A 25,152-nucleotide genomic window follows, 5' to 3' on the forward strand; every position below is an offset into this window, starting at 1 on the left:
TCAGCCTTCTGACTCGAACACCAGGCCTTTCGCTTCGACTTGCAGATCGAATAGCTGTTCGAAGACGTTCATCACCGACTCCGACTGTGCCTTCGGGTTGACGTAATAGTGTGATAGTGCGTCTGATCGATCACATCGAGCGGTGAACCCACGGAGGAACTGGAGCACGTCCTGAACCTCGAACTTCTTGATGATCTCCGAGAGGATGTCGAACTCGAGTGAGATCTTCCCCGTCGATTCGTGTTCACTGAGGACGCGTGAGACGGTTTCGCCCAGGCTGGAGAGGCCGAGACCTTTGTTCAAGTGAACGATCTCGAGGGGAATCGTTTCGAGGTCGATGCCGTCGACTCCCGAGAACGGTTGTGATTTGGTCGTGATGACGATCGTCGACGCCGGCCACTCTGCAAACTGGTCCCGTATGAGTTCGATCCGCTGCTTCGGATCCCGCGTGACGAATATGTAGATGTTCGCCGGCGTGAGCAAGTGGATCCGAGCGCCGTTCGCTCCGGTGCTTTCCAGTGGTGCCTTGACCAAGATGCTCCCAGTTCTGTCGATCCCGTCCGCGAGGTGGACGTCGGGCTTGAGGTGTGGTTCGACGTGGTCGAAGAGGTGGTCTTTGAATTCGGTTACTGCTTCATCGCGTTCGTGATGGTGATTTTCCGCCTCACAGTACGGACACGACCATCTGTAACTGAAATCCTCCTGCCCGATGTTTCCGTGGTAGTGGCTGAGGAGATGTGATTTGACTGACTCGGCCGCTTGCTCCCGACTCGCTGCCCACGACGAGAAGTCGCAGTGTGGACACCGCCAGCGATATACCATACGGTGTCATTCCGCTGAGTTGATATAAGCGGTGGGAATCACTTGTCGTCGTTCAACAGTTTCGTCCGCCGAGGCGAGAGACATCTCGCGTCTCATATATCACTCAGCACAACTATGTGTACATAGACTTGGTTTTTAAAATATGATTTCTACTATCAGGATACGCGAGATTTGGCAACAACCGAAGTTCCACGAACAGTCTCCAGAACAGGTATTACGGTGACAGAGCTGTCTGTCTTCCGGCTGCGACTGGAAATCCAAGTACGAACGTCTAATAATATCATATTATAAAACTATATTGAGAAAAGATAATTTAGCGTACTACAGCCCCTGACTCCGCTCAGATGCCACACCACTGCCGCGTTCGACCACTTCGCTTCGGCTTGGGCGTGTTATTGCAAGGTGTGCGGTTCCGCTCGAGCGCCCGCAAGCAGCTACAATTATATAAATGCCACCCTTAATGTTAAGTATTGCCGTGAGTAGTTGTAGCACGGAGGTACGAGAGATGTCAGGTGACGATACCTTATTCGTCCGAGAAGCGACAGGATTGGTCAGAGACTGGTCATCGTACGACGCAGGAATCTACGCGTTCCTGTCGGTGAACATCGTCACGTTGGGCTTCTACATCTGGACGTTCAACGCGTTCATTCCCCAGGGAAGCCCGATACTGGCGACGCTCATCGCCGTCGTCGCGCTCACGCTTCAGAACCTCGTGTACGCGACGCTCGTCGCGTCGATGCCCCGTGTCGGTGGCGACTACGTCTGGCAGAGTCGCCTGTTGAGCGGCTTTTGGGGGTTCTTCCTCTCGTGGCCCGGCTGGGTATTCATTCTGTGGCTGTGGGTCCCGATCTACGGATCGATCCTCTCGTGGCTCGTGTTGGGTCCGGTTTCGGCGCTGTTCGGATTCGTCGAACTGGCGAACTTCTGGAACTCCAGTCTCGGTCTGTTCGTCTCCTCGATGATCGTCGTCGCGTTCGTGTTCGTCTACGTCAGCCTCGGAATGAAGTGGTACGCGCGCATCCAACAGGCGCTGTTCTACGTCGGCGTCCTCGGGTTGCTCATCTTCATCGGCGGGTTACTCACCACGTCGCCCTCGCAGTTCCAGACTGCATTCAACACCCAGATGGACGCGTGGGGAATGGCAGGCACCAGTTACAACGGCATCATCCAGGGGACCTCTGTGAGCTTTGCCCCGCTGTGGAATCTCAACTGGGGGGCATCGTACAAGCTCTTCCCGATGTTACTGTTCTGGATTATGTGGACGGTATGGGGCTCCACGCTGTTCGGTGAGGTTCGCGAAGCCGGTGAGGTCAAGAAGATGTTCGGCGTTTTCGAGGGCGCGCTCCTCGCCGCCGCTGGCCTCGCGATCGTCCTCTGGCCGCTGTTCGACGCGGCCGTCGGCTACACGTTCTATCAGGCGCTGAATTACAACTACTTCGTCGGCGCCGGCGCACAGCAGTGGCTGTCCGCCCCGACGACGATCGCGGCGATCGCGATGGGCAACGGCGTCCTCGCGAAACTGATGGCGATTCTGATGGGCGGCTGGTTCTTCGCGTGGTCCGGAACGGTCTTCCTCTCGTCGACGCGGGTCATCTTCGCGACGGCGTTCGACCGGACGATCCCCGAGGTGTTCTCCGAAGTCCGAGGGCGCTACAACACGCCGCTCAACGCCATCCTGCTGATGGCGATCCCCGCCGCGATCCTCACGGTGATTTACTTCTTCGCGCCCGGCTTCCAGACGCTGACGCTCGCGGCCACCTTCGCGATCGCCGTCACCTTCTTCGGGACGACGATCGCGTGTATGCTGTTCCCGTGGCGTCGACCCGAGCTGTTCTCGAAAAACCCCGTCTCGAAGTACGAGGTCGCCGGCGTTCCAGTCATCTCGATCGTCGCCGGCGTGTATGCGGCCATCCTGTTGTCGGTGTTCTACCTCTGGGCGACCGAGAGCGTCTACGGCCTCAACAATCTACGATCGATGGGCTTCCTCGGCGTGCTTTATCTGCTTTCTGCGATCCTCTACGTCGGGATGAAGTACTACCGCGCACAGGAGGGCGTCGACCTCGACACCCTCCACGCGGAGATCCCCAAAGACTGATAGGGAGTATCGTCACTGTTCGGAGATTCTCGCCGTACCGTCCGGCGAGACATCTAGGAGGACTTACGACAATCCCTATGACGCCACTGAAAACTCGTGTCTTCTCTTTTTGACGACGCCTCACGGTGACCGGCGTTTCTCGAATCGTGCCGGTCACCCGAGCTCTGGGCGCTTGTACCACTGCTTGTGTTCGCCGACGACCGAACGGAGCTTCCATCGAAGCGTCTTCGGCCGGTCGTCGATCGCGTCTCGCAGTGCTTCGACCCGCGAGAGCACTTCGCGTTCGTCGATCGGCAGGTCGTTTGTCTCGACGTATTCGCTGACCCGATCGAGGCTCAGCGTCACCGTACGCCACAGTCCCCAGTCGCTGCTGCAGAGTTCAGCGACGTAGGTCGGGTCGATAGCTTCGTTGTCCCCGGTCGAATCGACCGGGTGATCTGTGAGCATCGCGAGGATGTCACGGATGTCGCGGTCGCTCACTTCGACGATCTGGAGCTTCGAAAGCAGGAGGTCTTCGATCGGAACCGTCGGGTAGTCCTGATCGATCCGGTCGCGGAGGCTCCAGGCGTGACAGAAGTCGAATCTGTCGATGATGTAATCCGCCTTGCGCTCGTTGACAGGATCGAAGAACTCGAGCCGGAACCGCCGCATCGTGTTGAAGCGCTCGTTCGCCTCGTAGCCGAGATCGAGCATCATCTCGACGATCTCCGGTTCCTCCTCGCGCGTTCCGACGAAGTCGACGTCCCTGTATCCCCGCTTGAACGGTTCCTCACGTGCGGCTTCGGCGTGGCGATTGATCGCCGTTCCGCCGATCAACCTGACCGTCAGATCCCGCTCGTCGGCCGTTTCGACGACGCGCTTTCCCTCCTCGATCGGATCGGGCCGCGGTTCGGGCTCGTTCACGGGGCTTTCACCTCTCGGTGTGATAACACTCATCAAGCAACGTAAACTTATCCCCGAACGAGCCCGACGACGTCGACGTCCGAACCCAAATCGACGACGGCCCCCTGGAGCGAGCCTTCGGAGTAGACGCTCCCCGGGTTGATCGCCGTCGTCTCGCCGATTTCGGTCTGTCCGCGTGACTCGTGGATGTGCCCGTGTAGCGACAGCGGCGGCTGGTACTCCTCGATGACTTCGCGGACGGCTTCGCTCCCGACCGGCTCGGTCGACTGTGCACCGAACTTCGGCCGGAGGTCCTCGTCTAACTCTGGTGCCTCGTCTAACTGTGAATCGTACGGGGGCTCGTGGAAGTTGAAAATCGCGTGCTCGTAGTCGTCGACCTGCCCCACGACGGCCTCTAAGCGCTCGCGGAGTTCGTCTTCGGATTCCTCTCGGTCGGTGTCCCAAGGCGTCGGATGGGTCCACCCGGAACTGGCCATCTCGTATCGGTCCCCGATCTCGACGACGTCGCCCTCGACGAGTTCGATACAGCTCGCGGATTCCCACACCTGATCGATCTCGATGGGGTCGTCGTTGCCCGGACAGGCGTACACAGGTGTGTCGTCCAATCGTGCCTCCGCGAAGTCGATCCACTCTTCGATTCGCGCTTTCATCTCCGAGAGGAAGATCTCGTTTTGTCGCTCGTCATCGTCGGCGCTCTGGAGCTGTTCATACTCCGCTTGATCCATCACATACGGATAATAGCCCGTGTTCTCAAGCGACTCCAATAGATCTTCGAGTTCGCTCTCCTCGGTGATCGTGTGCTCGTCACCCTGTCGCGTGTAGGTGTAGCGGTCGCCCTCGTCGACGATCGGGAAAATCGCCTTCCCGGTCGTGTCGCCACCGAGGACCAGCACGTCCGCGTCGTAAAAATCCGCGCTGTTGATGAATTTCTTCCAGCACGCGGTCGATCCGTGGACGTCTGTCGCGAAGAACAGCCTGGTCACACCCTGCGGCTTTTCCATTCCTGCGTCCTCGTCCGTGGATGTCTCTTGATTGAGCTTCTCTTTGAGCGTGTTAATGACACTCATTGTCGATCCCATCGAATTATCTCCCTTCTCACAGAAAAAATTGCTGGGGATTAGACCGCTTCGTTGCGACAGGCCTCGTTACTTTGCCATCAGACCAGCGTCGACCGCCAGCGCCGTCCCCGTGACGTAGCGTGCGGCGTCGCTAGAGAGCCACAGATAGGCTTCGGTCACGTCTTGGGGCGTGACCGGCCCGTCGTCCATCACGTTCCAACTGCCGGTGTACTCGTTCAATTCTCCGATCGCTTCCTCGCCGTACTTCTCGATCAGGCCGTTCGTCATCGGGGAGTCGATCCCGGTCGGTGAGACGCAGTTGACGTTGATGCCGTACTCGCCGAGTTCGATAGCGAACGACCGCGTCAGGCCGACCACACCGTGTTTCGCGGCCGTGTAGTGACCGCCGCGATAGCTCGCGCCGTGTCCAGCCGTCGAGGCGGTGCTTACGATCTTCCCGCCCTCGCCACGCTCGATCATATGCTGGGCGACGTGCTTCGAGCAGAGCCAGACGCCTTTCAGATCCGTATCGATCATCTCGTCCCACGTCTGTTCGCTCATCTCGTGGAGATATTCGAGATTCCAGATCCCCGCGTTGTTCGCGAGGATGTCGATCCGGCCGAACTCCTCGAGCGTCTGTTCGACGGCGGCCTGTACCTGCGCCTCGTCGCGGACGTCCATCTCGATTCTGAGCGCGTCCTGTCCGGTCTCTTCGACCAGTTCGGCCGTCTTGTCGAGATCGCCTCTGGACGCGAGTTCGTAGTCTGATGTTTCGAGGGTTTCACAGATGTCCGTGACAACGATGTCTGCGCCGTGTTCTGCGTACGCGACTGCGTGTGAGCGTCCCTGTCCACGGGCCGCACCCGTGACGAACGCGACCTGTCCGCTGAAATCGTAGTCTAGCATTGTTGGTATCTTGTTTCGGCGGTCACCGCGACGGATCGTCGAGATTGACGTACACCGTCTTGGTCTGCCGGTAATGTTCGATCGCCTCTTCTCCCAGGTCTCTGCCGATTCCGGACCGCTTGAACCCGCCGTATGGTCCCTCGGGTCGGATCGGACCGTAGCCGTTGACGTAGACGACGCCCGCATCGACGTCTGCGGCCGCCGCGTGGACGCGGTCGGTCGACTCCGTTGCGATTCCGGCGGCGAGTCCATACTCGGTGTCGTTGGCGAGGTCGATGGCCTCCTCGTAGGTCTCGAACGACTGGACGGTCTGTACGGGGCCGAAAATCTCCTCGCGTGCGATTTGCATCCCGTTGTCGACGTCCGTGAACGCCGTCGGTTCGACGTAGTGTCCGTCCCCAAGCGCCGGATCGTCGGGCTGTCCGCCACCGACCGCGAGGGATGCGCCTTCGGTTTTTCCCGTCTCGATGTACTCCACGACCGTCTCGAACTGCTCGGCGGTCGTCAGCGGCCCCATCGTCGTGGACTCCTCTAAGGGATCGCCCAGAACGTAATCCTGCGATCGCTCGACGAACCGGCCGACGAACTCGTCGTGGATCTCCTCGTGGACGAGCACCCGCGAGAGCGCGTCACAGATCTCGCCGCTACTGTAGTAGACGCCGTCGGCGGCGGCGTCGACGGCCGTTTCGAGGTCGGCGTCGGGGAAGACGACGAGCGGCGACTTCCCGCCGAGTTCGAGAGTCACCGGTGCGATCCGTCCGGCGGCAGCACGCATCACCTCGGCTCCGATCCCTTCGCTCCCCGTGAAAGAGACCTTTCGAACGTCGCCGTGCTCGACGAGGTGAGAACCGGTCGTCGACCCCCGCCCGGTGACGACGTTCACCACCCCGTCGGGGAGAATTCCCTTCGAGAGTTGCACCATTCGAAGGGTGCTCAGCGGGGCGTGCACCGATGGTTTGAGAACGGCACAGTTGCCCGCAGCGAGCGCCGGGGCGAATTTCCAGGCCGCGGCCCACGCCGGGAAGTTCCACGGCGTCACCTGCCCGACGACCCCGTACGGTTCGCTGCGAGTGTACAGGTGTAACTGTCGATCGACAGGGATCTGCTCGCCGGTCTGAGCCCTGACGACGGAGGCGTAGTATCGTATCGTGTCTATGGCGCCCTCGACTTCGCTCCTCGCGTCGGCCAGCGGTTTTCCCGTATCGAGCGATTCGAGCCGCGTCAGCTCGTCGAGTCGGTCGTCCAGCACGTCGGCCCACTCGGAGAGTCGCCGAGAGCGCTCCGAAGGTGTGCTCTCACTCCACTCGCGTTCGTAGGCCTGCCACGCCGCGTCGACCGCGTGGTCGACGGTCTCCGCATCACAGGCCGGCACGTCGACGATCGCCTCGTCGATCACTGGATCGCGTGTCGCCACGCGCTCGTCGCGTTCTCTCGTCTCCCCGTCGATCCACGGCCCGATTTCGACCGTGAGGAGCGCTTCGGTGTGCGCCTCCCGGTGTCGCTGTCGGATGGCGCGCTGTTCTTCACTTTCAGACATACTCACGAGAGCGCACGGGGGAGAGATACTCGGCGTCGGAGCGCGGGCCGCTGACAGTCCGTCCGCAACATAGGTACCCTCGATCCTTGCGGGGTCTCCGTCGATTTCGGTCCCTCCCGCCGACACGTGACAGTGTGAGTCAAATCGGCTTTCGGCCGCTCGGTGCTCTCAACGCTGCATCGATTTCCGGATTGTGCACGTACAGCTACATACATACGATCGAAACGTGTGTGATCACATACCAAAAGCTTTCGGCCGAGCCGTTCCGGTCCGACTCTTCCCGATGAGTTTCCGTGCGCGGTATGTTAGGGGACCGTTTCCGCCAGTTCCGATTCGAGAGAGTCCACGACGGTCGCGAGTGCACGGGGAATCTCCGTATCGAGTACCGAGCCGTCGATCCGATACGTCGGGCCCGACACGCTGAGTGCGCCCAAAACGGTGCCGTCTGCACCGGTGACTGCCTTCCCGACGCTCCTGAGCCCCTCGGCGTAGTACCGATCCCCGATCGAGTAGCCGCGCTCTTGGATTCGGTCGAGTTCGGCGAATAGTTCGCGTCGGGAGGTGATCGTGTGCTCTGTGGGTGCCGACAAACCCCACTCGTCGATGATCGTCTCAACTCGCTCCCGCGGGTAGGAGGCGAGGATCGCGAGTCCTGATCCCGTCGCGTGCATCGGATAGTACGTGCCGATGTTCGCCCGGTAGCGTTTCGATCCGTCCCCGGCCCCGTATTTCGCCCACTTGTGGTAGGACTCCGAGATTGTGATGACGCGCCCGTGATCGTCGACGACGAAGTCACACTCCTCTTCGGTCCGATCTGCCAACTCCTCGACGGCTGCTTTGACCGGCGCGAACCACGACCACCGCTCGCGGGCGTACTCGCCGAGGTTCAGGAACTTGAATCCGATGTGATAGATCTCGCCGTCCTTGCGGAGATAGCCGGCGCGCTCTAATGTGGTCAGGTGTTTGTGTGCCGTACTCTTGGCAACGTCGTGTTCAGCGACGATGTCGGTCGTTCGCGCCCCGTCCAACTCCTGGATCGTCGAGAGGATATCTAACGACGTCTGCGTCGTCTGCACTGTTGGGTGGTCGCGCTGTGACATTGGTTACATTTCTCACGACGACCTCTTAATAGTTTGGCACAATCGAACGTTCTGTGTTCGCCAGTCGCGTTCCAGATCCGATCGAAATCGCCGTCTGTCGCGCTATCCGCCGCTATTGGCCTATAATGGAATATTATATGAGCATCTGTGCTAATATCACCGATTTTTGTAAATATCTTGTATTTTTGCTCACTCGTCTTCTCCGAGGTGACGGCGTGCAAACCGCAGTCCTACGGCAACTTCGCGACCGGAGTTCGCTTATTCGATTCTTTTTTAATGAATATGCGGTCTGTATAACAGTCGTACGGTCGTTATTCTGCTTTGGCCAGATCGCTCGGGCGGTTTCTCCCGTCTCGCAAAACGTATCAAATAAATATACTTATTGGCGTCAAATACAAAAATACAACAACTATAAAATTAATAAAATTGCTGTTACTATCGGTATAATATATCTGTATGTACTGCTAAAATGTTGTGAGAGAAGTCGATTGTGACCTCAAAGTGCGCAAAAAATTATTTGATCTAGCTATTTACAATATCTCCCCTTAGAATTTTTCATTACAAAATAAGTTTACTATTGCATCAAATATATATTTTTATAGTAATTTCTTTTCTCACATAAGGCGTATCGAATAACTCGTACAGATAGTTGCCACTCGCCGAGTGTGAGACGACTATCGTAGCGTTTGCAACTGATCGCGCACCGATCGCACGCCGTCGTTCGATTGAGTGCGTGAAGACCTGCAACCGCTACAATAGTTTGATCGATTCGAGATCACCAGTCGTCGGGGAGCTCGTCGCTGTATTCGTCGAGTCGCTCGATGAACGGTCTGACTCTCTCGAAGTTAGATCCCCGTGTGATCGACCCGGACTTCTCGTCCCACTCGATGATGTTTTGATCCGCTAATCGAGGAAGGTGATTGTGTCGTAACTCGACTTCCAGTCGCTCGATATCGACGTTGGCGTTCGCGCCGGTGTCTGCCGTCTCTCTCCTCGTCTGCTCGGCGATCTCACGAAGCGTCTCCGCTTCCAGGAGGTCCACTCTCTCGCCGGGACCACGTTCTAGGAGTTCCTTGAGGATGTGGCGCCGTTCGTCGCCCGCCAGCAGTCTGAGGGCTTCGGCGGTCCCGAACCCGCCCTCGTCGTCGTCAGGGTTCATCCTTGGTCCCACCGTGGACGGGTCCGAAGTTGTCTCCGGGCACCGTGCCTTTCGATTCGAGTCGTTGGATGCCGCCGATTCGCTCCGAGAAACACGTTGTCGGGTACATATCCTCGCTACGTTCTTTTCGATTGAACGTCATTAGTAGGCGCAATCTACGCGCAACAAACTCTCTCCAAGCCGACTCATATGGTTGATTAACACCGCGTAGGTACCATTTACGACCGGATCGTTTGTTTTCACAGAGTTGCCACAGTTGGCAGAGACGGCTACTGTGGCTTTCCGATACGACACCGCGGATGTCACGCTGCGGCTTTCTCATATTTTGGTTTTGTGACTATCTCTTCGGCTCAAAACCGCAACTGCAAACAACGAGAACGACGAACTGCCGTGATGATGATCTACCTCGCCAACTCTTCCCGCCACTGCACGACTCACTACCGCCCCTCAGAGAGGTGGTCCCGATGACCGACGATCAGGAGCGGGCCGTCTACCAGCACGAGTGGAGCCACGTCTCGCCGTCTATCGCTGTCGTGGAATCTCTCAGTGATGCGATCCGCTGCGAACCGACAGATCTCCCCGCACTAGGGGACGCGGTCGACGCCGACGCCCTCGACCGACTCTTTTCGGGACCGGGAGCTGATCAGCCGGTCCGCATCTCGTTCACCTACGCCGGACATCCAGTGACTGTCAGCAGCGACGGCACCGTAACCGTCGATCGACTGACCGGCGACTCGGTGTAACCGGCTAATTGATAGAGATTATCGTACGTCCGCATATAGTAGCGTTTGCAAGTCTTCACGCATCTAATCGCACGCAGTCGTGCGATTGGCTGTGTAATCAGTTGCAAACGCTACTATAGATGTCTCGCCGGACAGTACGGGGAGAATCTCCGAACAGTTGCGATAATCCCTATGAGTGTACTGTCCGCTAGATCGTGTAAAAATCGCCCGAGACCCGACGTCTGTGTGGGGGCCAGTGAAGGGGGGTGGGGGCAACCGTCGGGTGTCCGGGCACTTGGAGGTGGACTCGCCAACCCCTTCGTTATGATCCTGTTAGCACGGGTTTGTCGCTTACTACACCCCACGACGACATCGACGTGCATATTGGCCTGATATACTGTCCGGTCCCGAGTGATTATCTCCCATATAACCAAGATGATGTTAGGCAATCCCAGCCTGTATGTCAGAACGGACCACCTCGACGAACTCGAATCGGCGCTGTGAACGCTGCGGTGCGGCTGTCAGCAAACAGTTCGTACGCGTGTTCGGTTTCGATAACACCGTTCACGGGTGTCTGAACTGCCTCACGCGGACGCAGTTGGCCGTCGGCGAGGCGGCGCTGCGCGAGGAGAGCGACGAGACCGGCGCCACTCGGGTCAAGTGGCCTGCCCGCGGGTCGCCCTAACTTCCCGCTGCACACACGTCCGCTATTCGGCCCTCCAGCGCGACACGCCCGCAGGCACCGACTCTGATCCTCTCACTTTCCAATCCCTGATCGACGTCGAGCGACAGCAACTGCATAGCGCTTGCGAGTCTTTACTCACCCGAACGCACGAAGTCGTGCGATCGGCTCTGTATTCTGTGCGCACGCTACTCTCGTATAGAAACAGCACGCGTTGGATGGATCCCACCCGACCGACAGATTCGGTCTGTTACTCTACGGTGACGCTCTTGGCCAGGTTCCGTGGTTTGTCGATCGCCCGATCACGGATCTCGGCGGCGTGATAGGCGAGCAACTGGAGGTGCACGTTCGCCAGGACGCCGGCGAGGTTCGGATTCACGTCGGGGAACTCGAGGTAGTCGTCGACGGTCTGTCGCACCTCGGTCGCCGACGCGGGGCCGACTCCGATCACCGGCGCGCCACGGCTCTGGGCCTCCCGGATGTTGTGTAGCGTTCGCTCGTCGTTCCGGCCGGTTAACACGGCCACGACGACGGTAGCCGGCGTCACGAGCGCGAGCGGGCCGTGTTTCAGTTCGCCCGCCGCGAACCCCTCGGCGTGCTCGTAGGTGATCTCTTTGAACTTGAGTGCGCCTTCGAGCGCGACGGGGTAGCCGACACCGCGACCGATGAAGAAGTACGACTCCGCCTCCGCGTACTGGGTAGCCAACCGCGCTGCACTTCCGTCGCTGACGACGGTCTCGACTGCGTCCGGGAGCGTCCCGAGTTCGTCGATTTGAGTTCCCTCCACGCCGCCGTCAGCTGTCGCTTCGGTCGTATCCGGCCACATCTCGCGGTCCTCAGACTGGGCCGTCCGCCCGGTTTCGAGGTGGTCTGCGAGAAGTGCGAGTGCAGCGACCTGCGAGGAGAACGTCTTGGTCGCGGCGACGCCGATCTCCGGACCGGCCCGGATGAACAGCGCGTCGTCGGCCTCGCGTGCAGCGCTCGATCCGACGACGTTCGTGACCGCCAGCGTCCGCGCCGGCGACTCCTTCGCCGCACGCAACGACGCCAGCGTGTCCGCCGTTTCACCGCTCTGGGTCACGGCGACCACGAGGGTCCGATCTGTCACCGGCATCGGATCGTGGGCGAACTCGTTGGCGCGCAGCGCGGTCGCCTGGATCCCGCGTCGGCGAAGCAGCGTGCTCCCGTACATCGCAGCGTGATATGAGGTCCCGCAGGCAACGAAGACGACGTCGGATACATCGTCGAGGTACTCCGGCGGGAACTCTTCGAGCACGCTCCGGCCGTCTTCGATCCGCCCGTCGACGGTCTGTCGGAGCGAGACCGGCTGCTCGTCGATCTCCTTTCGCATAAAGTGACTGTACACGCCTTTACGAGCGTCGCCGGCGCTCCACTCGACAGTCTCGACCGTTCGATCGACGGGCGTTCCGTCTTGGTCGGTGATCTGATAACCGTCGGCATCGAGCGCGACCACGTCGTCGTCTTCGAGGTAGACCACGCGGTCTGTGAATTCGAGGAACGCGGGAACGTCGCTGGCGAGGTAGTTCGCGTTCTCGCCGATGCCGAGAACGAGCGGGGACCCGTTGCGGGTTGCGTAGATGGTGTCCTCGCCGTCGACGACCATTGCGATCGCGTAGCTTCCCGCCAGCCGCTCCGTCGCCTCGTGGAACGCCGCTTCCGGGCCGGCGCCGTCTTCGAGCGCCGCCGCGACGAGGTGGGGAATGACCTCTGTATCGGTCTCGCTCGTGAACTCGTGTCCGGCATCGCGGAGTTCGCTTCGGAGGGCGTCGTGGTTCCGAATGATACCGTTGTGGACGATTGCGACGCGGTTCGTGTCGTCGGTGTGCGGGTGCGCGTTGGCATCGGACGGCGCACCGTGGGTACTCCAGCGCGTGTGACCGATGCCGACAGCGCCGCCGAGTCGACGATCCTCGAGGGCGGCTTCCAGGGCGTCAGTCTCGCCTTCGCGCTTGCACACGGAGATCCCGCCGCTCTCGTCTCGGACGGCGACACCCGCGGAGTCGTACCCCCGGTACTCCAGGTTCTGGAGGCCGGCGAGGAGCTCGTCGATGGCGTCACCGAAGCCGGCGCGGGCGACGATCCCACACATCGCTACCGCCTCGCTCGATCGGGTATATCGGCGCGGTACGATCGCGGCTCCTCGGATCTATTTCGTCGAGTCATAAGTGATCAGAGCCGTCCCGAGCGGGGCCGGAACGACCTGCCCTATCTCACACCCCTCTGTGCTTTGTTATGATGACACAACCGTTGCAGAAACTGACTAACGGCTGGCAGTGCAGGGTTCGAGGTACCTCCGTACGTCCCGTTTTCCGGCGTCAGAAGGCGCCTAGCGTACTGCGATAGAGTGTCACTCGGACGAACTGGACCAGTGGTACGCTGCGAGTGCACCGATGAGCACCAGCGCCCCCATCGCGACGATCGGTTGCGGGCCGGCAAGGATGACGACAGCGGCGTAGGAAACGGCTGCCACCGCGGAGACGCCACCGTAGTAAATCGGCCAGCCGGACTTGGCGTCGACATCTCGTTGCAGGTACTCGTGATATCTGTCCCCCATCTCGCCGCGTTCGACCGTTCCGCGGTTCTTGTCGAACTCGATCGCGTCGGCGTCGTCCATCTTGGGGAGGTGGCACTGATACAGGCCGACGTAGACGCGTTTTCGTTCCTGGGCGTTGAGTGCCTGCGGCGGCTTGTCGTTCTCGATGCCCCCGATGTGTTCGGCGAGATCGCTGAGAGTCGTCGAGCCGTCGCGTTCCTCGAGTGCTTTCATCACGAGCCGTCGGCGACGATTTCGGAGCACGTCGAAGACGACGTCCAGCGATGGTTCGGGCGGCTGGGACTCCTCCGTGTCGGTGGTCTGCGACGATTCTGTGTCGGAACTCGATTGCTCTTTGTGGTCTTGTTTGGACACGCTCATGGTTTGTTCGGTAGTCGCGACGGATGCCCAGAGAGCGCATCGCACTCTGTGGCGCTGTCAGATCTGGTATCTTCGGATGTTGTCTCGTTCAAGCTCGGCGTAACTGCCTCGCTGCGATACGGGCTGTCTTTATTCGGGCCAGCGTCCCTCGGCGGGCCACCCCAGATTCGGGAACTGCACTGCGTCACGACTGGCGTTCCTCGCGCTAGTAGCTCATCACCGCACGAGCGCGCCCCGTCTCCCCTGGTAAATCCTTGCATAGCCTCGGTATGTCTTATTTGTGACCGGATGCCGCGGGCGGTAGGCCCCGACTCATCCGGTCACAATCAGTTGCTGTTTGTCGTATGACAGGCTCATAATTTAGAAGGAGGATATTAAAACCATACGACGCTTTTGGCGAATTATCCTGTATTATGACGTTCCTAAGACTGCTATATGGTTTCATAAACTGCCCTCAGTGTGGCAATTAGGGTATTCTGCGGAACTGATCGGTATGACCCGCGTTGTTCGAGTCGGCGAACGATCCCGTCGATCGCGCACGTCCGATGATACGTACTTGCCTACCGGCCACGCGGCCCCATCGTAGCCGTGACCCTGGATCGGTGCTGCGTTACCTCTCTCATATCGAGATACGTCCGGACAAAAACTCTCTGCGCTGTCGAAACCGGCCGTTAGTCAGGCGCGGTTGCGGACGCCACCGGTTTCAACGCAGCCCCGAGCGGATCGACGGCGTCCAAATCAGTGTGACGTCAGTGCACCGAACACTTCGCGGACGCCAGGTGCCCCGTCGAGGAGCCAGACGACGAAACACCCTGTGAGGGTGATGAATCCGATGAGCGTCGCCGTTTCGGGGGTTCCGGCGAGAATCTCGCCGACGTAGCCGCTGAGATACTCCTGGAACGTCGTGATGAATCCGCCTTCCGGGGTCTCCCCCACCGGGTCAGCGATGCGAACCGGCCAGAGGACGTTCTCGATGGGAATTCGTCCCTGGTTCAGGTACCCGAGGAGGAGATCTCCCGGTAGGTGACACAGATAGCCGATCGCGAACGCCGCCCCGAGATGGCCGCGGTCGTAGACGTGGGCCACGTAGACGGCGCCAATCGACAACGGAACCGCGAAGAGAACCGAGTGGGCAGCGCCGTAGCCGGTGCTCACGATGCCGAGCTCCCAACTGAGCGGCTTGTCGACGACGTCGGGAAACTGCGACGCGAGCGCGACGACGATCGCTTCGCGTCCCGTCGGTGAACGGCCGCGGAGGACGTGAACCACGATCGAGTAGACGAGATAGCCGACGGCGGCGTGTTCCCACGGCCACATCGTTACGTCTGCTCCCGTCGGTCCCTGACCTTCCAGTTCCGGTTCCGCTGCCCGCTGCTCTGGTCGTTCTTCGCACAGTGCCGAGAGTCCTCCTCCGAACAGGATTCGACTCGTCGTCGATGTGTCGGTTCGACTCGTCGCCACGGATTCTTTCGCCAGCGCGGACGACCGACCAGTTGGTGGCACCCCTGTTGCATTCGGTGAAGGTGGCCCACACACGAGCAAAGTAATGTCCAGACTACGAGGGGTAGGATCATCCAACCGTCGCATAACATACACCTAACAAAGCAGATACCTCCGGAAAGAAATACCACCTCCCCGTCGTCGCGAGATTCTGATGTCACCCAACGAACCCCACACGCTGTCGCAGGACACCGCGTTCGACCTGCTGAGCAACGCCCGCCGGCGGTTCGTGCTTCGCCGGCTCCAGAGCGATCGCGAGGGAATCGAGCTGAGCGACCTCGCCGAGGAACTCGCCGCCGAGGAGAACGAGATCCGACCCGACGAGTTGTCCGCACAGCAGCGAAAGCGAACCTACGTTTCATTGTACCAGACACATATCCCGAAACTCTCGGAGGCCGGTGTCGTAGAGTACGACTCGGAAACGGGCATCGTCTCGCCCACACGGCACGTCGACGAACTTGCACAGTACTTCGAGGAAGAAAGCGAACCATTCCCGTGGCAACTCGTGTACGCGGGCGTCGCTTTGGTTGGACTTCTCGTATACGTTTTCTCGATTGCCGTCGACATACCCTTCTTGTCGCCACAGTACGTCGGCATTGCTATCTTGATCGGTCTCGTGGTCGTCAGCGGAGTCCACTACGTGTACAACGAGCGAGCGATGACCAACGGCGCGCGCATCCCGGTCGAATATGAATGAGCAACGATGACAGACACGTGGGACCACATCGGATTCGTGATCAGTTCACAGTACCGCGTCGCGGTGCTGTCCCGGCTCGCCGAGGGGCCAGCGACGCCTTCACAGATCGCCGACGACGAGGACATCGGTATCGCTTCGGTCTCTCACGCGCTGACGAGTCTCCGTGAGCGCGGTTTCGTCGATCTGTTAGTCTCCGAAGAGCGCCGCAAAGGGCGCGTGTACGGTATTACCGACGACGGCCAGGCACTCTGGGACGAGATCGAAGAGCAAGGGCTGCTCGACGAGTAGCCAACGCGTGCGGACCGAGGGCTTCGACGCGCGTGGTGAGAAATATTCTCAGTCGAGCCGAGGAATGCCCTCGTTACTCGCTTGTCGCGTTCGTGTCGTGACCGTGACCCGATGGCTCACTACTCTTGTTGTTCGCCGTCTTCGTCCGATTCAGCCTCTTCCGGGAGCAGCATCGTCGGATCACGAGCGTAGCCCGACGACTGTGCGAATCGAGCCATTCGGTCCATCTCCTCTTCAGTAAACCAGTCTGACATTCGTAACTACGTTGCAAGAAGATGGTAATAAATATACCGCTGGTTACAGGTCTGCGACTTCGATCTCCCCGCGCCCTCGGACAGTAACCTGATACTCACCTAACTCGAACGACACGCTAACCCCGTCGCCGCCTGATTGGATTAATCGTGTAAGAGCGTCGGGGTCGATTGCCTCGTACAATCGCGGTTCGAACTGTTGTGCCTCTACACCTGCGATCGCCGAAACCGCCTCGACGACGTCGACGACGATGGTTTCCCGTCCTGGATCGAAATCGAACGTCGTACCGCTACTCGCCGTCGCAGAGTCAGAAATACCGTCTGGTTGTGCTCGTTTCATCCAATCGTCATCGATGCTTGCGTGACCTAGTTTATATATTTCCCGTTATTCCGCGATTCGTGTCACACGTGTGACGCAGCTTCCTCCTCCGCGTTTCGTAGCCGCCGTTCGGCTTCAGCCCGATCTTCGGGGTAGCCCACGTCGATCCGCCATCCTTCGAGTTCGACCGCGTCGATCGTCCGTCCGGACTGTATGAGCAAGTCGATCGCGTCCGAGAGTTCGTACTCGCCGCGATCGGAGGGCTGGACGAGTCGCGTCGCGTGGAAGATCGCCGGCGAGAAGGTATAGAACCCTGTCATTACCAGGTTCGTCGGCGGATCGTCCGGTTTCTCGACGACCTCGACGATCTTTCCGTAGTCGTTCGTGTTGCAGACGCCGTAGCGGGATGCCTCCTCTTGGGGCACTTCTTCGACGAGGAAGGCGGCGTCGACGCGGCTCTCGCGCTGCCGGCGAACCACGTCTTCGAGGTTGGCTCGGAAGACGTTGTCACCGAGCATCAGCATAAAGTCGTCCGTGATCTGGTCTTCGACCGTATTGAGCGCGTGTGCGAGTCCGAGTTGTTGTTCTTGGTGTGCGTACTGGATCGGCACGTCGGCGAACTCCTCGCCGTAGTAGTCGACGATGTCCTCGGCGCGATAGCCGACCACGACGAGCAGTTCCTTTGCGCCCAGGTCGGTCAGCTGTTCGAAACAGTGGGTCAGAATCGGTTTCCCGTCGACTTCGACGAGTCCTTTCGGTTTGTTCTCCGTCAGTGGACGGAGGCGGGTCCCTCTTCCGGCCGCGAGCACGACTGCTTGCATACCTGATTCGGGGCTCTGACGTCCTTTTGTTATGCTCCGGTTTCGGTTCTGGTGGCCCCCGGAGACGCTCTGGACGTCGCGTGCGGCACGTCCCACGGCCGCCGTATGGTGGGGAGCGCGCACCTGCCTGATACTGTCGGACAGAAGTTCGTGAACTATGTTGGTGCCCACGGGGTGCCGAGACTCTTCACACAGTTCTGTCCGACAGTATGAGCGGGAGCAGTGACTCCCTTCCACGTTTTGCGGGCGCTCTGTCCTGCGTTCGAACCTGCAAGTTCTGCATAACAAAGCCCGTATCCGCACAGGTGGGGAGTATGAATCTCTGTGTACACGGTCTCGGCTACGTCGGTTTGGCGACGGCTTCTCTCTTTGCGAACAACGGACACGACGTGACCGGCTACGACGTCGACGACGGCGTCATCGAGGCGATTCGAACCGGCGAGCCGTCGATATCGGACCCCGAGTTCGAGACGTACGTGCTGGACGCCCTCTCGTCCGGCCTGACGGCCAGCGACCGGCCGGTCTCTGCGGACGTTCACTTCATTTGTGTGCCGACCCCCTACGACTACGAGGCGGACCGGGCGAACCTGACGTACGTCGAGCAGGCCAGCGCGGCGATCGCGGACGTGCTCGAACCCGACGACGTCGTCGTACTCGAATCGACCGTCCCGCCGGGGACGACCCAGAAGACGCTTGCCCCGATCCTCTCTGACTCGGATCTCTCTCCCGGGGTCGACTTCGACCTCGGGTACACGCCGGAGACTGTGATGCCGGGGAACACGGTGACGGAGATTCGGACGAACGACCGTATCGTCGGCGGCGTCGACGACGACTCGACCGCCACTATCGCTGCACTGTACGAGGACATCATCGACGGTGCGGTCCACACCGCACCGGACGCCACGACCGCGGAGTTCGTCAAACTCGTACAGAACGCCCACCGGGACGTGAACATCGCCTACGCCAATATGCTCGCGCTCGTCGCCGCGGACTACGGCGTCGACGTGCGGACCGCGATCGACCTCTCGAACAACCACCCCCGCGTCGACATCCTCGACCCCGGCCCCGGCGTCGGCGGGCACTGTCTCCCGGTCGATCCGCTCTTCCTCGGGCAGGACTCAGAGGAGACGACGCTCATCGACTGCGCCCGACGCGTCAACGACCGGATGCCCGACTACGTCATCACTCGTCTGGAAGACGCACTCGGCACCGTCCGGGGAGCGACGATCGCCGTCCTGGGCGTGACGTACAAGGGGAACGTCAGTGACACGCGAAATAGCCCGGGGCTGGCCATCGCTCGCCGACTCGCCGGCCACACGCGCTCGGAGCGGCCTCTCCCGGACGGCGGCGACAACCTCGACGTACGCCTCCACGACCCGGTCGCGACGGACCCGACGCTCGCGCTGCAGTCACAGACGGAGGCACTCGACGGCGCTGACGCCGCGGTGATCGCAGCATCACACGACCAGTTCACCGATCTAGATCCCGAACGAGTCGGGGAGCTCCTCGAAAAACGGCTCGTCGTCGACCCGCTCGCTCTGCTGGACGCCGATCGGTGGGTCGACGCCGGGTTCGAGGTCGTCGGACTCTAGCGCGCGGATTCGATCTCGTATTGTCGGACAAAACGATGTGCAACGCATCGGCACCCCGTGGATGCCAACATCATTCACGAACTGTCGCCCGACAGTATCAGTCCGTCGCCGACTGCCGAGACGTCGAATCTGCCCGCTCTGTCTCCTCGACGTCCGCTTCGACCGGATTCAGCCACGCGTCGACCCGAGCGTTCGGTTCGTAGGACTTCCCGACGACGTCCACCCGTCCGTCGCCGTCGAGGTCGACGGCCTTCGCCTCGTGGGTCGGAATCCCCTGGGAAACAGTCTGGCTCTCGAACTTCCCGTCGCCGACGTGGCTGAACACGTAATGCGTCGGCAAGTCGTTCTCGCTGAGGCCCATCTCGCCGACGAAAATATCCTGGGTGCCGTCACCGGTAAAGTCCGCGAGCTGAAGACTGTGCGGGCAGTAGAGCCCCTCGGCGACGACGTGCTCCTCCCAGGTGTGCGGGTCGAACCACCCCACACGCCCAGGGTGGGTCCCGTACTTCGGCGAGTCGCCCTCGCTGAGGACGACCTCCGGACGTCCGTCGCCGTCGACGTCGCCGACGGCGACGCGCACGTCGTCCCAGCCGGCGGCGAACTGTTCGCGCGTCCAGCGTCCGTCTTCTAGCCGATAGAGCGAGGTTCCAGCGAGGAGTTCGTTCGCGCCGTCGCCGTCGACGTCGCCGATGTAGATCCCTTCGACCGCGTTGTCGTCGTCGACGACCGTACAGTGGTCGTCCGGCCACGGCTCGACCGTCGGATCGTCCGGGATGTCGTAGTAGAACACCGACGCGGATCTCTGTGAGAGTCCGACGAGTTCGGGCGCTCCGTCGTTGTCCACGTCGCCGACGGCGAGGTCGTGGTACTTCTGGAAGCGGTCCGTGACGAGGCGTTTCGTCCACTCGTCTCGGGGATCGGCGGGCTGTTGAAACCAGTAGACGTCGTTGTGTGCGTACCCCTGACCCGCAAGGAGGTCCGTCCGACCGTCGCCGTCGATGTCGTAGAGCGTCGCCCCCACGTCGAGGTGGAGATTCGACTCCGAGGTGATGTCGTGACGCTCCCATCCCGGGTTCTCGTACCAGAACGCGTACGTCTCTGTGCGCGCGTACAATTCACCGAGTACCGGCAGTTTCCGGACGTTGATCTCTTTGTCAGCGATAGATATGGTCGGAACCGCGCCCATTCCGGTCACGACCACGTCCGGACGACCGTTTCCTGTGAGATCTGTCACTTCACACGATCCCAGGCGGCCGCACGGCGGGTCGGCGTCGATCGTCTGATGGTGGAAGCCCATACCAGAGACGCCCTTCGAAAGCACTTCGTTATATCCGCGATACTATCTGTGAACGGCGACGAGGGGGGACTGATAGGGATTATCGTACGTCGCCATAGATGTCTCGCCGGACGGTACGGCGAGAATCTCCGAACAGTTACGATAAGCCCTATGAGCTGTGCCCGTCCCGTCGCTGTCGACAGTAAGCGGATAACTACTTTAGCCGACGGCCCACGTTGTCCGTCATAGGAGTCTGTGAAAGGCTAGTATGGCCCACCCTGAACCCCCCGGGGAGTCGACCACCGCGTCGGCCGCCCGTTCGAGTGCTGACACAGCTGCGCTCGCAGACGAGAATCGTTCCGAGTTGTCGGTGTTGATGTATCCCGATTCGACCGATTCGAACCCATACCAACGGGAGTTACGTGACGGCCTCCAGTCTCACAATGTCGCTGTCGAGATGTCGGGCTACGGGCGCTATGTCTCGCTTCTCCCGGCGGTACGCGAACACGGTCGCCCCGACGTCGTTCATCTTCACTGGCTGAGCAAATCTTTCGTGACGGAGCAGTCCTGGCTCACCGCGCTGTTGGGCCTGCGGCTCCTCGTCGAACTCCTCGTCCTTCGGCTGTCGGGCGTCCGGGTAGTGTGGACAGTCCACAACCTAGGCGAACACGCCCGACGCTCGCCGCGCGTCGAACTACTCACGAAACGACTTGCCACGCGGCTCATCGATGGGATCATCGTCCACTGTGACGCCGCCCGCGACACCGTGATGGAATTGTTCGACCTCTCGGCAGACGAGCGGCCGGACGTCCGGACGGTCCCACACGGCAATTACCTCGACAGTTACCCGAACGAGATAGACCGCGCGTCCGCGCGAGCAGATCTCGGCTATGGACCCGAGGAAACAGTCTTCCTGTACTTCGGGCTCATCCGGCCGTACAAGAACGTCCCGGAACTCGTCGATACGTTCCGCGAACTCGACGCCCCGGACGCCCGGCTGTTAGTGGTCGGCAATCCCTGGAGTGACGAGCTGGCTGCCACGGTCCGCGACCGCGTCGCGGCCGACGACCGGGCACGTGCGGTTCTGGAATTCGTCCCCGACGACGAGATCCAGCTGTATATGAACGCGGCGGACGCCGTGGTTCTCCCCTACGAAGAGGTGCTCACCTCCGGGGCGGCCATCCTCGCGATGTCGTTCGGAAACCCGGTCGTCGCACCGAACCGCGGTTGCGTCGGCGAGCGACTCGACCCGCGGTGGAACGTCCGCTACGATCCCGACGAAACTGATGGGCTGCGGGCGGCGCTCGCTGACGCTCTGGATGCCGATCTCCGAACGATGGGCGAGGGGAATTACGAGGCGAGCACGCGGCTCGATTGGTCCGATCTGTCGTTGCGTACCCGGCGGCTCTACAGTAGCATTTGCAACTGATAGGGATTATCGTACGTCCGCATAGATGTCTCGCCGGACAGTACGGCGAGAATCTCCGAACAGTGACGATAATCCCTATGAGTGCACACTCGATCGTACGACGGCGTGTGATCGGGTGCGTGATGACTTGCAAATCTACTGTACAAGTCGACGATGGACCATCAGGTGTCGCGGTAACCGATGGGCCAGGTCCGGTCCTCGTACTCGAACGACCGTAGGCGACCCATAACGCACGGTACGGAGAGTATAGTATTGACGCGGCCAGCGAAATCCCATCTCGTATGGTACTCAACGCCGCCGTCATCGGGACCGGCGAGGACCCCGAACAGCGGGATCGGACCGGGTACGCGATGGCGTATCGACACGCGCCTGGATACGAGCGACGCGACGACGTCGAACTCGTGGCCTGTGCGGACATCGTCCCAGAGAATGCCCTGGCGTTCGCCAATCGGTTCGACGTTCCGAAAGGCAACGTCTACGAGGACTACGAGACGATGCTGGAAGAACTCGGAATCGACGTCGTGAGCGTCTGTACGCCCCCCTCAGTACACGCCGACATCGTCGTCGGCTGCGCCGAGAGCGGGACGCCGGACGCCGTCCACTGCGAGAAGCCGATGGCAACGACCTGGGGCGACTGCCAGCGGATGGTCGAGGCCTGTGACCGAAACGACGTTCAGTTCACGATCAACCACCAGCGTCGGTTCGGGGGGCCGTTCCTGAAAGCGAAGGCACTGCTCGACCGCGGTGAGATCGGCGACCTCGAACGGTTGGAGTGGGGCGAAGCGAACCTCCTCGACGCCGGCGTGCACCTGTTCGACCTCTGTGGCTTCTACACCGACGGGACGCCCGTGAAGTGGGTCCTAGCCAACGTCGATTACCGCGAGGAGAACCTGTGGTTCGGGACGCACAACGAGAACCAGGGGCTCGCGCAGTGGCAGTACGAGGACGGCGTTACCGGACTCGCTATCACGGGCGAAGCCGACGGGCTCGGTGCCGACGTCGTCGGGTGCTACCTCCGTCTCGTTGGGAGTGACGGCGTCATCGAACTCGGCGTCGAAGACGGGCCCGACTTGCGGTACCGGACCGGCGACTCGGCGTGGAAAACCGTCGACACCTCCGAGACGATCTACGGCCCCCAGACCGGGCTTGCGAGGGCTGGCGTGCAGAAACTCTTCGAGCGGGTACCGGTCGTCGACGAGAGTCGACTCGACAAACCCAGTTTCCACGAGCGGTCGATCGACGAGGTGATCGAGTCCCTTCTCGAAGGCAGGGAGCCGTCGATCCGAGGTGCCGTCTCGCTCAGAGCGACGGAACTGGCCTTCGCGTCGTGGGAGTCGGCCCGTCGACAGGGACGCGTCGACCTCCCGCTGGACATCGACGACAATCCGCTCGAAGCGATGGTCGAAGCGGGCGTGTACGACGTTGGGGTCGAGGCCGAGTAGTCGTTTTTCCCGTTCCGATCGCCAACGCCGCACTCAGAGCGTCGACATCAGTTCTCGCACGTTCTTATCGATGTCCCAGCCGAACTGCTGGGTGAAGATGAGCGTCACGACTCCGTAGATTATCGCGCCGAGACTGACGAGCACGACGAACTCGGCGATCGGCGGTATCTCGAGCACGAGATTCACGTACCAGACGATCGCACCCATTATCGCGCTGGCGGCCAGCGGGTAGACCAACTCGGAGAGGAGCGCGGAGTAGCTCGTTCCAACCGACCGGGTGATGATGTAGAGGTCGATCGGCATCATCGGGAAGACGAAGATGCCGGTGGTGAGAAGCGCCGTTCCGGTGATCCCCAGCGTCGACGTCGCCGGATAAATGAGAAGAGCGAGCAACGCGACGCGGAGCACCGAGAGTTTCGTGATGTAGTCGGGGCGCCCGATCGCCTTCCAGAAGGCGCCGAACACCTTCCCAAGCGAGCGAAACAGGCCGAACAGCGTGAGTATCTGCATCGCCGTTATCATACCCGTCCAGTCGCTGCCGAGGAAGCCCCGAACGAAGGTCGGAGTGACGACCGCGATCCCGATCGCCATCGGGAACGTCACGAGCGAGACCAGTTGCACCGTCTTGAGGAAACTGCTCCGCAAGCGTTCGGGATTGTCCTGATACTCCGAGAAAGCCGGAAACATCACTGAGGAGACGACCTGCGAGATCTCTGTCGCCGGCGCGTTCGAGAATCGGTAGGCGTACTGGTACCACCCGAGCGCGACGGGGCCGAGCAGCCAGCCGACGAACGCGTCGTCGCCCTCGCTGTAGATGAAGTACAGAATCGACGAACCAGTTATCCACTTCCCGTAGTTGATGAGCTCGCCGGCGACCTCACGATCGAACTGCGGTCGCGGTCGGTAGTCGTGGATCACATACGAGACGACGAGTCGAATGACGTCTGCGGTCAGAAACCCCGCGACGTAGGCCCACGCGGTCGGCCAGACGAGTGCGTACCCGACGGCGACGATAAATGATCCGATCGAGCCGGAGATTCGGTAGACGAACTGCTTGTGAAACTCCAGGTTCTTCTGGAAGTAGACGACGCCCGGGTTCCGCAGTCCCAGAATGAGTGGCGAGAACCCGATCGCCTGTAGTAAGGGCTCTGCACGCGGCGTATCGAATAGCGACGCGATCAGCGGCGCGCTGGCGAACAGCACGACCGTGATGAGGGCGCCGCGTCCGATCTCGAGCAGCCAGTTCGTGTTGAGGTAGCCGTCGACGTTCGACTCCTTCCGCTGGACGATCGCCGCGTTCAGACCGATGTTCGTGAACTTCCGTGACGCGCTCAACGCCAACAGTGCGATTCCAACCAACCCGATCTCGCGGGGCCCGATCAGCCGAGCCAACACGAGTAACATTGCGAGCTGGATGAGGCGGCCGATCACGTTCTGGCCGGTCACCCAGATGACGCTCTTGACGATACGCTCTGTCGTTCCGCCTGTCGGGGTTAACCGCTGAACCGCTTGTTTGAGTCTATCTAGGTCCATCGTGCGCTATCGAGAGTGCGCCCAGTGTACGAAAACGGACACACGATCCGGTATGTCTCTCTTTGGTTTAGTTATGTGAGTACTA

The 25,152-nt window shown here is 60.6% G+C and carries 24 protein-coding genes; 8 read left to right on the forward strand and 16 right to left on the reverse strand.

What is annotated here, in order from left to right:
* Window positions 1–822 carry a hypothetical protein gene (locus RBH22_RS07335; RefSeq protein WP_306677029.1) on the reverse strand — a complete coding sequence of 274 codons (822 nt, stop codon included), beginning with the start codon at window positions 820–822 and terminating at the stop codon, window positions 1–3.
* Window positions 823–1,327: 505 nt separating this feature from the next.
* Here RBH22_RS07335 and RBH22_RS07340 point away from each other — a divergent pair.
* Window positions 1,328–2,917: an APC family permease gene (locus tag RBH22_RS07340; RefSeq protein ID WP_158599332.1), complete on the forward strand. Its 1,590-nt coding sequence runs from the start codon at window positions 1,328–1,330 to the stop codon at window positions 2,915–2,917.
* A gap of 153 nt (window positions 2,918–3,070) precedes the next feature.
* On the opposite strand, the gene RBH22_RS07345 is transcribed toward RBH22_RS07340, so the two are convergent.
* The 7 genes from RBH22_RS07345 to RBH22_RS07375 form a co-directional block, all read right to left on the reverse strand.
* On the reverse strand, window positions 3,071–3,820 hold the full coding sequence (locus tag RBH22_RS07345) for a hypothetical protein (RefSeq protein ID WP_306677030.1): 750 nt from the start codon (window positions 3,818–3,820) through the stop codon (window positions 3,071–3,073).
* Window positions 3,821–3,867: 47 nt separating this feature from the next.
* Window positions 3,868–4,887, reverse strand: a complete 1,020-nt coding sequence (locus tag RBH22_RS07350; protein ID WP_158599333.1) for a metallophosphoesterase — start codon at window positions 4,885–4,887, stop codon at window positions 3,868–3,870.
* Between the two features lie 78 nt (window positions 4,888–4,965).
* Entirely contained in the window at window positions 4,966–5,784 is an 819-nt protein-coding gene (locus RBH22_RS07355) for a mycofactocin-coupled SDR family oxidoreductase (RefSeq protein WP_306677031.1), read from the reverse strand.
* A 22-nt stretch (window positions 5,785–5,806) separates the two neighbouring features.
* The gene (locus tag RBH22_RS07360; protein WP_306677032.1) at window positions 5,807–7,321 is read right to left on the reverse strand and encodes an aldehyde dehydrogenase family protein; all 1,515 of its coding nucleotides are present in this window, start codon (window positions 7,319–7,321) and stop codon (window positions 5,807–5,809) included.
* Between the two features lie 305 nt (window positions 7,322–7,626).
* Window positions 7,627–8,421: an IclR family transcriptional regulator gene (locus RBH22_RS07365; RefSeq protein WP_121569576.1), complete on the reverse strand. Its 795-nt coding sequence runs from the start codon at window positions 8,419–8,421 to the stop codon at window positions 7,627–7,629.
* Between the two features lie 775 nt (window positions 8,422–9,196).
* Entirely contained in the window at window positions 9,197–9,580 is a 384-nt protein-coding gene (locus tag RBH22_RS07370; RefSeq protein ID WP_306677033.1) for a hypothetical protein, read from the reverse strand.
* On the reverse strand, window positions 9,570–9,722 hold the full coding sequence (locus tag RBH22_RS07375; protein ID WP_306677034.1) for a hypothetical protein: 153 nt from the start codon (window positions 9,720–9,722) through the stop codon (window positions 9,570–9,572). Before RBH22_RS07375 ends, RBH22_RS07370 begins: the two co-directional genes overlap by 11 nt.
* Window positions 9,723–10,044: 322 nt before the next feature.
* Between RBH22_RS07375 and RBH22_RS07380 the strand changes: the two genes are divergently transcribed.
* Window positions 10,045–10,323, forward strand: a complete 279-nt coding sequence (locus RBH22_RS07380) for a HalOD1 output domain-containing protein (protein ID WP_121569782.1) — start codon at window positions 10,045–10,047, stop codon at window positions 10,321–10,323.
* A gap of 439 nt (window positions 10,324–10,762) precedes the next feature.
* Window positions 10,763–10,987, forward strand: coding sequence for a hypothetical protein (locus tag RBH22_RS07385; RefSeq protein WP_121569578.1), 225 nt, complete (start codon window positions 10,763–10,765; stop codon window positions 10,985–10,987).
* A gap of 247 nt (window positions 10,988–11,234) precedes the next feature.
* Here the strand turns inward: RBH22_RS07385 and glmS are convergent, their stop codons facing one another.
* The 3 genes from glmS to RBH22_RS07400 all read right to left on the reverse strand — a co-directional run bounded on the left by glmS (window position 11,235) and on the right by RBH22_RS07400 (window position 15,380).
* A complete protein-coding gene (gene glmS / locus RBH22_RS07390) occupies window positions 11,235–13,094 on the reverse strand; it encodes a glutamine--fructose-6-phosphate transaminase (isomerizing) (protein ID WP_306677035.1) in 1,860 nt (619 codons plus the stop codon).
* Window positions 13,095–13,352: 258 nt separating this feature from the next.
* Window positions 13,353–13,919: a hypothetical protein gene (locus tag RBH22_RS07395; protein WP_306677036.1), complete on the reverse strand. Its 567-nt coding sequence runs from the start codon at window positions 13,917–13,919 to the stop codon at window positions 13,353–13,355.
* 738 nt (window positions 13,920–14,657) lie between these two features.
* Window positions 14,658–15,380 carry a metal-dependent hydrolase gene (locus RBH22_RS07400; protein WP_306677037.1) on the reverse strand — a complete coding sequence of 241 codons (723 nt, stop codon included), beginning with the start codon at window positions 15,378–15,380 and terminating at the stop codon, window positions 14,658–14,660.
* A gap of 193 nt (window positions 15,381–15,573) precedes the next feature.
* On the opposite strand from RBH22_RS07400, the gene RBH22_RS07405 reads away from it, so the two are divergent.
* Window positions 15,574–16,116: a hypothetical protein gene (locus tag RBH22_RS07405; protein WP_121569582.1), complete on the forward strand. Its 543-nt coding sequence runs from the start codon at window positions 15,574–15,576 to the stop codon at window positions 16,114–16,116.
* A 6-nt stretch (window positions 16,117–16,122) separates the two neighbouring features.
* Window positions 16,123–16,404: a winged helix-turn-helix domain-containing protein gene (locus RBH22_RS07410; protein ID WP_121569583.1), complete on the forward strand. Its 282-nt coding sequence runs from the start codon at window positions 16,123–16,125 to the stop codon at window positions 16,402–16,404.
* Between the two features lie 119 nt (window positions 16,405–16,523).
* On the opposite strand, the gene RBH22_RS07415 is transcribed toward RBH22_RS07410, so the two are convergent.
* The 3 genes from RBH22_RS07415 to aglF all read right to left on the reverse strand — a co-directional run bounded on the left by RBH22_RS07415 (window position 16,524) and on the right by aglF (window position 17,795).
* Window positions 16,524–16,658: a hypothetical protein gene (locus tag RBH22_RS07415; protein WP_255410154.1), complete on the reverse strand. Its 135-nt coding sequence runs from the start codon at window positions 16,656–16,658 to the stop codon at window positions 16,524–16,526.
* A 43-nt stretch (window positions 16,659–16,701) separates the two neighbouring features.
* The gene (locus RBH22_RS07420) at window positions 16,702–16,995 is read right to left on the reverse strand and encodes a HalOD1 output domain-containing protein (RefSeq protein ID WP_158547651.1); all 294 of its coding nucleotides are present in this window, start codon (window positions 16,993–16,995) and stop codon (window positions 16,702–16,704) included.
* A 62-nt stretch (window positions 16,996–17,057) separates the two neighbouring features.
* Window positions 17,058–17,795, reverse strand: coding sequence for a UTP--glucose-1-phosphate uridylyltransferase AglF (aglF, locus tag RBH22_RS07425; RefSeq protein ID WP_306677038.1), 738 nt, complete (start codon window positions 17,793–17,795; stop codon window positions 17,058–17,060).
* A 314-nt stretch (window positions 17,796–18,109) separates the two neighbouring features.
* Here aglF and RBH22_RS07430 point away from each other — a divergent pair, with 314 nt between their 5' ends.
* The gene (locus RBH22_RS07430) at window positions 18,110–19,387 is read left to right on the forward strand and encodes a nucleotide sugar dehydrogenase (RefSeq protein ID WP_306677039.1); all 1,278 of its coding nucleotides are present in this window, start codon (window positions 18,110–18,112) and stop codon (window positions 19,385–19,387) included.
* Window positions 19,388–19,484: 97 nt separating this feature from the next.
* On the opposite strand, the gene RBH22_RS07435 is transcribed toward RBH22_RS07430, so the two are convergent.
* Window positions 19,485–20,684, reverse strand: coding sequence for a VCBS repeat-containing protein (locus RBH22_RS07435; protein WP_306677040.1), 1,200 nt, complete (start codon window positions 20,682–20,684; stop codon window positions 19,485–19,487).
* 247 nt (window positions 20,685–20,931) lie between these two features.
* On the opposite strand from RBH22_RS07435, the gene RBH22_RS07440 reads away from it, so the two are divergent.
* Entirely contained in the window at window positions 20,932–22,092 is a 1,161-nt protein-coding gene (locus tag RBH22_RS07440) for a glycosyltransferase (protein ID WP_306677041.1), read from the forward strand.
* A gap of 281 nt (window positions 22,093–22,373) precedes the next feature.
* Window positions 22,374–23,534, forward strand: coding sequence for a Gfo/Idh/MocA family oxidoreductase (locus RBH22_RS07445; protein WP_306677042.1), 1,161 nt, complete (start codon window positions 22,374–22,376; stop codon window positions 23,532–23,534).
* Between the two features lie 33 nt (window positions 23,535–23,567).
* On the opposite strand, the gene RBH22_RS07450 is transcribed toward RBH22_RS07445, so the two are convergent.
* Entirely contained in the window at window positions 23,568–25,067 is a 1,500-nt protein-coding gene (locus RBH22_RS07450) for a lipopolysaccharide biosynthesis protein (RefSeq protein ID WP_306677043.1), read from the reverse strand.
* Between the last annotated feature and the right edge of the window lie 85 nt (window positions 25,068–25,152).

Source organism: Halobellus sp. H-GB7 (assembly GCF_030848585.1).
GTDB lineage: Archaea > Halobacteriota > Halobacteria > Halobacteriales > Haloferacaceae > Haloquadratum > Haloquadratum inordinatus.

Excerpts from the sequence above, each read along its gene's own strand:
- RBH22_RS07375 (WP_306677034.1), bottom strand. The coding sequence starts at position 9,722 with ATGACGTTCAATCGAAAAGAACGTAGCGAGGATATGTACCCGACAACG.
- RBH22_RS07410 (WP_121569583.1), top strand. The coding sequence starts at position 16,123 with ATGACAGACACGTGGGACCACATCGGATTCGTGATCAGTTCACAGTAC.
- RBH22_RS07420 (WP_158547651.1), bottom strand. The coding sequence starts at position 16,995 with ATGAAACGAGCACAACCAGACGGTATTTCTGACTCTGCGACGGCGAGT.
- RBH22_RS07340 (WP_158599332.1), top strand. The coding sequence starts at position 1,328 with ATGTCAGGTGACGATACCTTATTCGTCCGAGAAGCGACAGGATTGGTC.
- RBH22_RS07365 (WP_121569576.1), bottom strand. The coding sequence starts at position 8,421 with ATGTCACAGCGCGACCACCCAACAGTGCAGACGACGCAGACGTCGTTA.
- glmS (WP_306677035.1), bottom strand. The coding sequence starts at position 13,094 with ATGTGTGGGATCGTCGCCCGCGCCGGCTTCGGTGACGCCATCGACGAG.
- RBH22_RS07380 (WP_121569782.1), top strand. The coding sequence starts at position 10,045 with ATGACCGACGATCAGGAGCGGGCCGTCTACCAGCACGAGTGGAGCCAC.
- RBH22_RS07450 (WP_306677043.1), bottom strand. The coding sequence starts at position 25,067 with ATGGACCTAGATAGACTCAAACAAGCGGTTCAGCGGTTAACCCCGACA.
- RBH22_RS07370 (WP_306677033.1), bottom strand. The coding sequence starts at position 9,580 with ATGAACCCTGACGACGACGAGGGCGGGTTCGGGACCGCCGAAGCCCTC.
- aglF (WP_306677038.1), bottom strand. The coding sequence starts at position 17,795 with ATGCAAGCAGTCGTGCTCGCGGCCGGAAGAGGGACCCGCCTCCGTCCA.
- RBH22_RS07360 (WP_306677032.1), bottom strand. The coding sequence starts at position 7,321 with ATGTCTGAAAGTGAAGAACAGCGCGCCATCCGACAGCGACACCGGGAG.
- RBH22_RS07395 (WP_306677036.1), bottom strand. The coding sequence starts at position 13,919 with ATGAGCGTGTCCAAACAAGACCACAAAGAGCAATCGAGTTCCGACACA.
- RBH22_RS07385 (WP_121569578.1), top strand. The coding sequence starts at position 10,763 with ATGTCAGAACGGACCACCTCGACGAACTCGAATCGGCGCTGTGAACGC.
- RBH22_RS07430 (WP_306677039.1), top strand. The coding sequence starts at position 18,110 with ATGAATCTCTGTGTACACGGTCTCGGCTACGTCGGTTTGGCGACGGCT.
- RBH22_RS07415 (WP_255410154.1), bottom strand. The coding sequence starts at position 16,658 with ATGTCAGACTGGTTTACTGAAGAGGAGATGGACCGAATGGCTCGATTC.
- RBH22_RS07405 (WP_121569582.1), top strand. The coding sequence starts at position 15,574 with ATGTCACCCAACGAACCCCACACGCTGTCGCAGGACACCGCGTTCGAC.
- RBH22_RS07355 (WP_306677031.1), bottom strand. The coding sequence starts at position 5,784 with ATGCTAGACTACGATTTCAGCGGACAGGTCGCGTTCGTCACGGGTGCG.
- RBH22_RS07350 (WP_158599333.1), bottom strand. The coding sequence starts at position 4,887 with ATGAGTGTCATTAACACGCTCAAAGAGAAGCTCAATCAAGAGACATCC.
- RBH22_RS07435 (WP_306677040.1), bottom strand. The coding sequence starts at position 20,684 with ATGGGCTTCCACCATCAGACGATCGACGCCGACCCGCCGTGCGGCCGC.
- RBH22_RS07335 (WP_306677029.1), bottom strand. The coding sequence starts at position 822 with ATGGTATATCGCTGGCGGTGTCCACACTGCGACTTCTCGTCGTGGGCA.
- RBH22_RS07440 (WP_306677041.1), top strand. The coding sequence starts at position 20,932 with ATGGCCCACCCTGAACCCCCCGGGGAGTCGACCACCGCGTCGGCCGCC.
- RBH22_RS07445 (WP_306677042.1), top strand. The coding sequence starts at position 22,374 with ATGGTACTCAACGCCGCCGTCATCGGGACCGGCGAGGACCCCGAACAG.